The 6,612-nt window shown below is 59.8% G+C and carries 5 protein-coding genes, 4 pseudogenes and 1 other annotated feature; of the genes and pseudogenes, 7 read left to right on the top strand and 2 right to left on the bottom strand.

The features are described from left to right. The 7 genes and pseudogenes from ATY75_RS31280 to ATY75_RS31245 all read left to right on the top strand — a co-directional run. Positions 1–980 (top strand): annotated as a pseudogene (locus tag ATY75_RS31280) (IS256 family transposase); the annotation flags it as partial. A 672-nt stretch (positions 981–1,652) separates the two neighbouring features. Beyond that, positions 1,653–2,018, top strand: a complete 366-nt coding sequence (gene virB2, locus ATY75_RS31270; protein WP_088940448.1) for a pilin major subunit VirB2 — start codon at positions 1,653–1,655, stop codon at positions 2,016–2,018. 62 nt (positions 2,019–2,080) lie between these two features. Then, positions 2,081–2,170: pseudogene (locus tag ATY75_RS35390) on the top strand (type IV secretion system protein VirB3); the annotation flags it as partial. 105 nt (positions 2,171–2,275) lie between these two features. Further along, positions 2,276–3,251: pseudogene (locus ATY75_RS31260) on the top strand (IS3 family transposase); the annotation flags it as partial. Continuing rightward, positions 2,305–2,421, top strand: a sequence feature (AL1L pseudoknot). It overlaps the preceding pseudogene by 117 nt. Positions 3,252–3,400: 149 nt before the next feature. After that, positions 3,401–3,579, top strand: a pseudogene (locus ATY75_RS31255) (S26 family signal peptidase); the annotation flags it as partial. Continuing rightward, positions 3,569–4,732, top strand: coding sequence for a conjugal transfer protein TraB (locus ATY75_RS31250; protein ID WP_088940446.1), 1,164 nt, complete (start codon positions 3,569–3,571; stop codon positions 4,730–4,732). The pseudogene ATY75_RS31255 and the gene ATY75_RS31250, both read left to right, overlap by 11 nt. Before the next feature lie 17 nt (positions 4,733–4,749). Next, on the top strand, positions 4,750–5,358 hold the full coding sequence (locus ATY75_RS31245) for a TraH family protein (RefSeq protein ID WP_088940445.1): 609 nt from the start codon (positions 4,750–4,752) through the stop codon (positions 5,356–5,358). Here the strand turns inward: ATY75_RS31245 and ATY75_RS31240 are convergent. Beyond that, positions 5,265–5,753 carry a DUF5615 family PIN-like protein gene (locus ATY75_RS31240; RefSeq protein ID WP_245317673.1) on the bottom strand — a complete coding sequence of 163 codons (489 nt, stop codon included), beginning with the start codon at positions 5,751–5,753 and terminating at the stop codon, positions 5,265–5,267. The two genes, ATY75_RS31245 and ATY75_RS31240, sit on opposite strands and share 94 nt — an antisense overlap. Next, a complete protein-coding gene (locus ATY75_RS31235; RefSeq protein ID WP_088940447.1) occupies positions 5,750–6,382 on the bottom strand; it encodes a DUF433 domain-containing protein in 633 nt (210 codons plus the stop codon). The genes ATY75_RS31240 and ATY75_RS31235 overlap by 4 nt, the downstream gene beginning before the upstream one ends. Between the last annotated feature and the right edge of the window lie 230 nt (positions 6,383–6,612).

The following is a 6,612-nucleotide window of genomic DNA, read 5'->3' as shown; positions in this document are numbered from 1 at the left end:
AGCTTCGCATCCCGAAGCTGCGCAAAGGCAGCTACTTTCCGAGCTTCCTTGAACCGCGCCGCATGGCGGAAAAGGCTCTGACGGCCGTTATCCAGGAAGCGTATATCCAGGGAATCTCGACCCGTTCTGTCGACGACCTGGTCAAGGCCATGGGTATGAGCGGCATCTCCAAAAGCCAGGTGAGCCGCCTGTGAGATCGACGTCAAAGTGAAGGCGTTCCTCGACAGGCCGATTGAAGGTGAGTGGCCGTACGTCTGGGTGGATGCGACCTATCTCAAGGTCCGGCGCGGCGGCCGCATCGTTTCCGTTGCCGTCATTATCGCGGTGGGCGTCAACAGCGACGGTCGGCGCGAGGTCCTGGGTATGGAAGTTGGCACGTCGGAAGCCGAGCCGATCTGGACGGAATTCCTGCGCAGGCTGACACGTCGAGGATTGCGTGGCGTGAAGCTTGTCGTCTCCGATGCGCACGAAGGTCTCAAGGCCGCCGTCACCAAGGTTCTCAACGCCACCTGGCAAAGGTGCCGGGTTCACTTCATGAGGAACGTGCTCGCGCATGCCGGCAAGAGCGGCAGGCGGGTCGTATCCGCCTTCATCGCGACGCCTTTGCCCAGGAGACGCCGGAGGCAGCAAGCGCACAATGGCGCAGTGTCGCCGACCAGATCAGACCGAAAGTGCCGAAGCTTGCCACCATCATGGACGACGCTGAAGAGGACGTGCTCGCCTACATGACCTTCCCGAAAGAGCACCGGGCAAAGCTACACTCGACGAATCCAATTGAGCGTCTTAACGGCGAAATCAAACGCCGCACCGAGGTCGTCGGCATCTTTCCGAACGACGATGCCATCGTCCGTCTCGTCGGTGCACTGTTGCTCGAACAAAATGACGAATGGGCCGTCCAACGCGCCCGGTACATGACCCTTGAGACCATGGCCCAAATGAGCGATGATCCGCAAATCAGTCTGCCCGCTGTGGCACGCTGATGTCCCCTCCGACCCGACGTCGGAAAGCACGGCAATCAGCCGTCAGCTACACCACTCCCGTGGACACGATCGGTCAAATCGGTCAAAGAGTCATAATCTCTGAGGAACGGGACTAGATTGCCGCTACGCACCGGTGCAGTTCAATTTTCGCTTCAAATGAGATTGAAATGTAGAAATCGAAAACTCTAGTGTAACCGAGCCTCCCGATAATCGTGAACATCAGATGACGGCATCTCTTCCGACCGAAGGGGCTGTGTTAGCTATAAGCACGCGGAGATAGGAATGTTGAAGGCAACGGGGCGCTGTCGATCGTCTTGTTGGCCTCCACGCGCCCGTTCAGCGACCCGGCGCCCTGTGCTGGCGGCGAGACGGCTGACGAGGAGCAATTGGCGCTTCGTCTGCCAATCTCCGCCTACAACACACGGCTTTGCGAACGCGACGTGCGAAAAGTTGAAATGGCCGCTCAACAGCTAGTTCCCCCGTCAACGGAGCAGCCGAAGCATGACCGGGAAAAGTCGGCATCCGAAGAAACATGGGATGTTTGGAGTTCATATACGCGTCGTTCTCCGAAGGGCGGGGCGATCCATCCGGTCCGCCACCGTCGCCGGACCAGGACGAGCGTAAATCCGGAGACCAACTCTTGTTCGATCTAAACAAAGGAGATTCGCAATGATGCGATGCTTTGAGAGATACCGCGTACATCTGAATCGCCTCTCCCTGTCGAACGCGGTGATGCGCCTGGTATCTGGCTATGCTCCTAGCGTGGGCGGCGCGATGGGTTGGAGCATGTTCTCCTCTGGGCCAGCTGCGGCCCAATCCGCAGGTGGCGGCACCGACCCGGCCACAATGGTTAGCAACATTTGCACGTTTATCCTTGGTCCGTTCGGCCAGTCACTCGCCGTTCTTGGAATCGTGGCGATCGGACTCTCCTGGATGTTCGGTCGCGCTTCACTGGGTCTTATCGCCGGCGTTGTCGGCGGCGTTGTCATCATGTTTGGAGCAAGTTTCCTCGGCAAGACGCTAACTGGAGGTGGTTGATTAGTAACCGTCTGGGAGAAGCCCTTTACCTGGCGGCGACACGGCCCGCATTGTTTCTTGGGGTGCCGCTAACGTTGGCCGGGCTATTTATGATGTCTGCCGGCTTTAACATCGTTATCGTTCAGAACCCGCTGTACGAAGTCGTTTCTCTTATGGTTCGGAGCGCGTCTTGTTGTGTACGAGACTTAATGCTGCCAGTGTGGTTCTGTTGGCGCCTCGTGGTGGATTGGACGACGCAGAATATGCCTGGGGTAACGAAAGCCAACGAGATATTGCGCAAGGCGTCTGCTTATTTCGCCCAGGCGGAGCTCGACCGCCCCTTCAAACGATGATCTCGTTCATCGACGAACATCGTGGCGTGTTCGGGGTCGAGCCGATCTGCAAACTATTGCCGATTGCCCCGTCAACCTATCACGAGAATGTCGCCAAGCGCCTGGACGTGGATCGCCTGTCGATCCGCGCCCGCAGCGATGTCAGCCTGAAGATCGAGATACGCCGTGTCTTCGAGCAGAATTTTCGCGTCTATGGCGTTCGGAAGGTCTGGCGGCAGTTGAAGCGTGAAGGCTTCGATGTCGCCCGCTGCACTGTCGCCAGACTTATGAGGTCGATGAGCCTGCAGGGGATCATTCGAGGAAAGCCGATCCGCACGACATTCTCGGACAAGACAGCTCCGAGCCCGCTTGACCGGGTTAACCGGCAGTTCAAAGCCCCTGCACCGAACAGGCTATGGGTTTCTGACTTTACCTATGTCGCCACATGGCAGGGTTTCGTCTACGCGGCCTTCGTGATCGACGTCTTCGCTCGTCGCATCGTTAGCTGGCGGGCGAGCCGGACGGCACATGCAAGCTTTGTCCTCGATGCCCTTGAGCAGGCACTTCATGATCGGCGTCCCGTTTATGGCGGCGGCCTCGTGCATCACTCGGACAGGCGCGTTCAATACGTGTCCTTTCGCTACTCCGAGAGGTTGGCAGAAGCTGGCATCGAGCCTTCTGTCGGAAGCGTCGGCGACAGCTACGACAACGCCCTCGCCGAAACGATCAACGGTCTCTACAGACCGAGGTCATCCATCGGCGCGGGCCATGGAGGAACTTCGAAGCGGTCGAATTCGCCACTTTGGAATGGGTCGATTGGTTCAACCACCGACGCCTCCTGGAGCCCATCGGAAACATACCGCCAACCGAAGCCGAAGAGCGGTACTACGCCATGCTGGAAGAACCAGCCATGGCCGCATAACTTAAACGAAATGGCCTCCGGCAAACCCGGTGCGGTTCAGCGCATCTCGAAGGAGCGTGTCGAGCGACTGGCGAAAGTGATTGAGGAGTTCGTCCCGAACTGGTCTCTCGGCCCGGTTGTTCGAGCCCTGCAAACGCTGCGCGGGGTCGGCAGAGCGGGACGGCAATGGCCGGCGGCTGACGCCATTTCCCGGCGGCGTCGTGCCTGACGAAAGCGCGTCTTTCTCCGTTCGCCGTTCAGGAGCTCGTATGACTCGCGCTATTTCGGCCCGCTGCCCGCCTCCGGTATCCTCGGCCTGGCGCAACCGGTGTTCACCTATGCGCCGTGAGTACCTCCAGCCAACCGCATTGATTGTCGGGTCTGTCATCGTCGGATGGGTGGGATGGAGCGGTCACGCCCTGCTTCTTCCACTCGCCCTGGCATTTCCTGTCCTCTGGGCGCTTGCGCGAACGAGACTGACTGCCGCGGTCGTCTCGGCCGGTTATTTTCTGGCGGCCTCTCGGGGATTGCCGCAGGGCGTTGCGAACTTCTATTCCTCGGACCTCTGGCCGGGATTGTTGCTTTGGTTCTTTGCGTCCGCCGGCTTCGTCATCGTGCATACCAGCTTCTGGACCACGAGGACGGGTGCTCGATCGGGCCACTATCTCCTGGCAGCGGCTCTGATGGCCATTCCGCCGTTCGGCATTACCGGCTGGGCTCATCCGATCACGGCCGCGGGCGTGCTGTTTCCAGGATGGGGATGGTGGGGACTGGCTGCGGCGACAGCCGGCCTCATGGGCCTCGTAACCCGCATGTGGCCGGCTGTCGCAATCGCCCTACTAGGCTTTTGGGCGTGGTCCGCCGCATTCTGGACCGAGCCGACGCTACCCGAAGCTTGGCAGGGCGTCGATCTCGAATTGGGCGCATCGCTAGGCCGGGACACCAGCATGCAGCGTTACCGTGATCTGATTGCCACGGTGACGGATCGGGCATCCGGTGACATCCGCCATGTCGTACTCCCAGAAAGCGCGCTTGGCTTCTGGACGCCGACCGTCGAACGGCTCTGGGTGCGAGCTCTGCGGGGAACTAACGTCACCGTCATCGCAGGGGCCGCTGTCGTCGATGCAGGCGGATACGACAATGTTCTGATCGCGATCTCCGGTGACGAGAGTCGCCTCCTTTATCGCGAGCGCATGCCGGTGCCAGGCTCGATGTGGCAACCTTGGCGTCCCTTGCTTGGGGCAAGCGGCGGCGCGCGGGCCCATTTCTTCACCAGTCCCTTCGTGACCGTTGCCGACAGTCGGGCCGCACCTCTGATCTGCTACGAGCAGCTGATTGTCTGGCCCGTCCTCCACTCCATGTTCCACGATCCGGACGTCGTCATTGCCGTCGGCAACGGCTGGTGGACCAAGGGGACATCCATCGTGGCTATCCAGCGCGCGAGCACGCAGGCCTGGGCGCGCCTGTTCGACAAACCCGTCATCTTTTCCTTCAACACATGAGTTCCAAGGAGCCCGCAATGCTCGATGCTGCCCTTATTCAACAATGCGCCGACCATTCGCTGAAGCCCGCGATCGTCGAGCAGTTCGTGACCGCTGCGGGCTCGAATGACCCACTTGCCGTCACTGTCAAATCGGGTGGCCGCTTGATCCTCGTCCCGAAGGCGACATCGCCGGACGAGGCGATGGCGATCGTCCGGCAGTATGTCGGCCAGGCCGTGGTTCGTGTCGGCCTGACGCAGTTTCCGGCAGGCGTCGGCGTGAAGGACGCGGCCCATATGAACCCCGATGTTGTCGATCCTTGCGAAAACCTCCGCAAGGGAACGGCCATGTTTGCCAAGGTCTTGCGGATCGTCGCCAAGTGGTACGGCAATCCGAAGAGCGACGTCTTCCCCCAGATTTTCGAGGACGCGGTCTACGCCTGGAAGACAGGAGAGTTCGAGGGCGTGAGCGTGTTTCAGGCGCCTGATCCGGGCGGTCACGTGACGGCCGCCAGCGCGCCAGCCGTCAATGAGGATGTCGCCAACGGTGAGGATCATGAGGATTCGCAGCCTGAGCGGTCTGAGGAAAGCCGCAACGCTGGCTCGGCGGAGATGCGGATCGACCTGTCGAGGATTGGGGGCAAATGATGCCAAATGAAGGCCACTAAGCCTCCGGAAGCGAATAGCGCGTGAGAAACAGCGTCCTCGCCATCGAAGGCCACTTCGATGACTTCGTTGACCATAGCCTGCTCTCCCGCCAAATCTTGCAGTATGAGGGCAAACAATTCTCGTTGCTGCGCGGGGAGCACCTGCGGGACAATGATCACCGGGCCCGCATGCAATTCCTCTTTCGCGTACAGCTTCCGGAAGTCGCGGGCATTGTTCGTTACGAACGTAAAATCCTCCTCGATGATCCGAGGCATCAGATCCCAGTCGGCTTCGCCGCTCAGTCCCAGCCAGTTCACATGGAAGCAATCGTGGTCGTGCGCTTGCGCCACGGCCACGAGAGACGTGTGAAGGCATTCATCGATAAGAAACTTCACGAGGTCGAGCCGGAGGGTTTGGAGACCTTCTCGTTCCGAAGGCTCAGGCGCTTCACGGATTTCACCTTCAGGCCCTGCTCGGAAAGCTTCCGCGGACGTCCTCTGGCGGGATGGGCCGCAACCCAGATCTCGGCAAGTTCCACCATGCGCTCGGTGAGCGAAGGATAGCCCTCGACGATTTCCGCTGTACTTGCGCCTTGCGTCTTCATCGCGGCAATCGTTCGCACGGGAACACGGGTTCGCTTGAAAACCGGCTCACCACCCACGACCCCTTTCACCCTTTCAATCATTCGTTCGGCTTCTCGAAGCGCCTCGGCCCGCGCGGCCAGTTGTTCTCGTGCCCGCGCAACGTCGATAATGAGATAGTCGTCTGCCCTAACGGTTTCGGCGTCGGGGTTCTGGTCGATCGTATCGAACAGGCGCTTGCGGCGCTCGGCAGACAAGATCGATCCGACGCCGTACCAGAGCTTCAACCGAAGCAGATCCTCATCGGTGAGTGCTCGACCCCTGCTACCAACGAGATGCATCTCGATGATGCGCTTGTCGATCGCATTGTGAACCGATTTCACAGCGATCTCGCTGACAGCCGCAGCCTCGGCGGGTGTGTAGGCGTGCGATGTGCTGGCCATAATCATTCTCCTTGTGGAGAATATATAATGCTGGTGACGTCTTTCGTAAAGATCCGCCAAACTATTTTCGATCTTGCCGCGATTTGCCGCGATCGTGTCCATTGGAGTGGTGTAGCTGACGGCTGATTGCCGTGCTTTCCCGACATGGGTCGGAAGGGGATATCAGCGTGCCACAGCGGGGCAGGCTGATTTGGGGATCATCGCTCATTTGGGCCATGGTCTCAAGCGTC

Origin of the sequence: Rhizobium sp. N122 (assembly GCF_002211295.1) — a bacterium.
In the GTDB taxonomy this organism is placed as follows: Bacteria; Pseudomonadota; Alphaproteobacteria; order Rhizobiales; family Rhizobiaceae; genus Rhizobium.
Note: the sequence above shows the minus strand (reverse complement) of the source record. Positions and strands in the feature narration are given on the sequence as shown.

Excerpts from the sequence above, each read along its gene's own strand:
- ATY75_RS31245 (WP_088940445.1), top strand. The coding sequence starts at position 4,750 with ATGCTCGATGCTGCCCTTATTCAACAATGCGCCGACCATTCGCTGAAG.
- virB2 (WP_088940448.1), top strand. The coding sequence starts at position 1,653 with ATGCGATGCTTTGAGAGATACCGCGTACATCTGAATCGCCTCTCCCTG.
- ATY75_RS31235 (WP_088940447.1), bottom strand. The coding sequence starts at position 6,382 with ATGGCCAGCACATCGCACGCCTACACACCCGCCGAGGCTGCGGCTGTC.
- ATY75_RS31250 (WP_088940446.1), top strand. The coding sequence starts at position 3,569 with ATGCGCCGTGAGTACCTCCAGCCAACCGCATTGATTGTCGGGTCTGTC.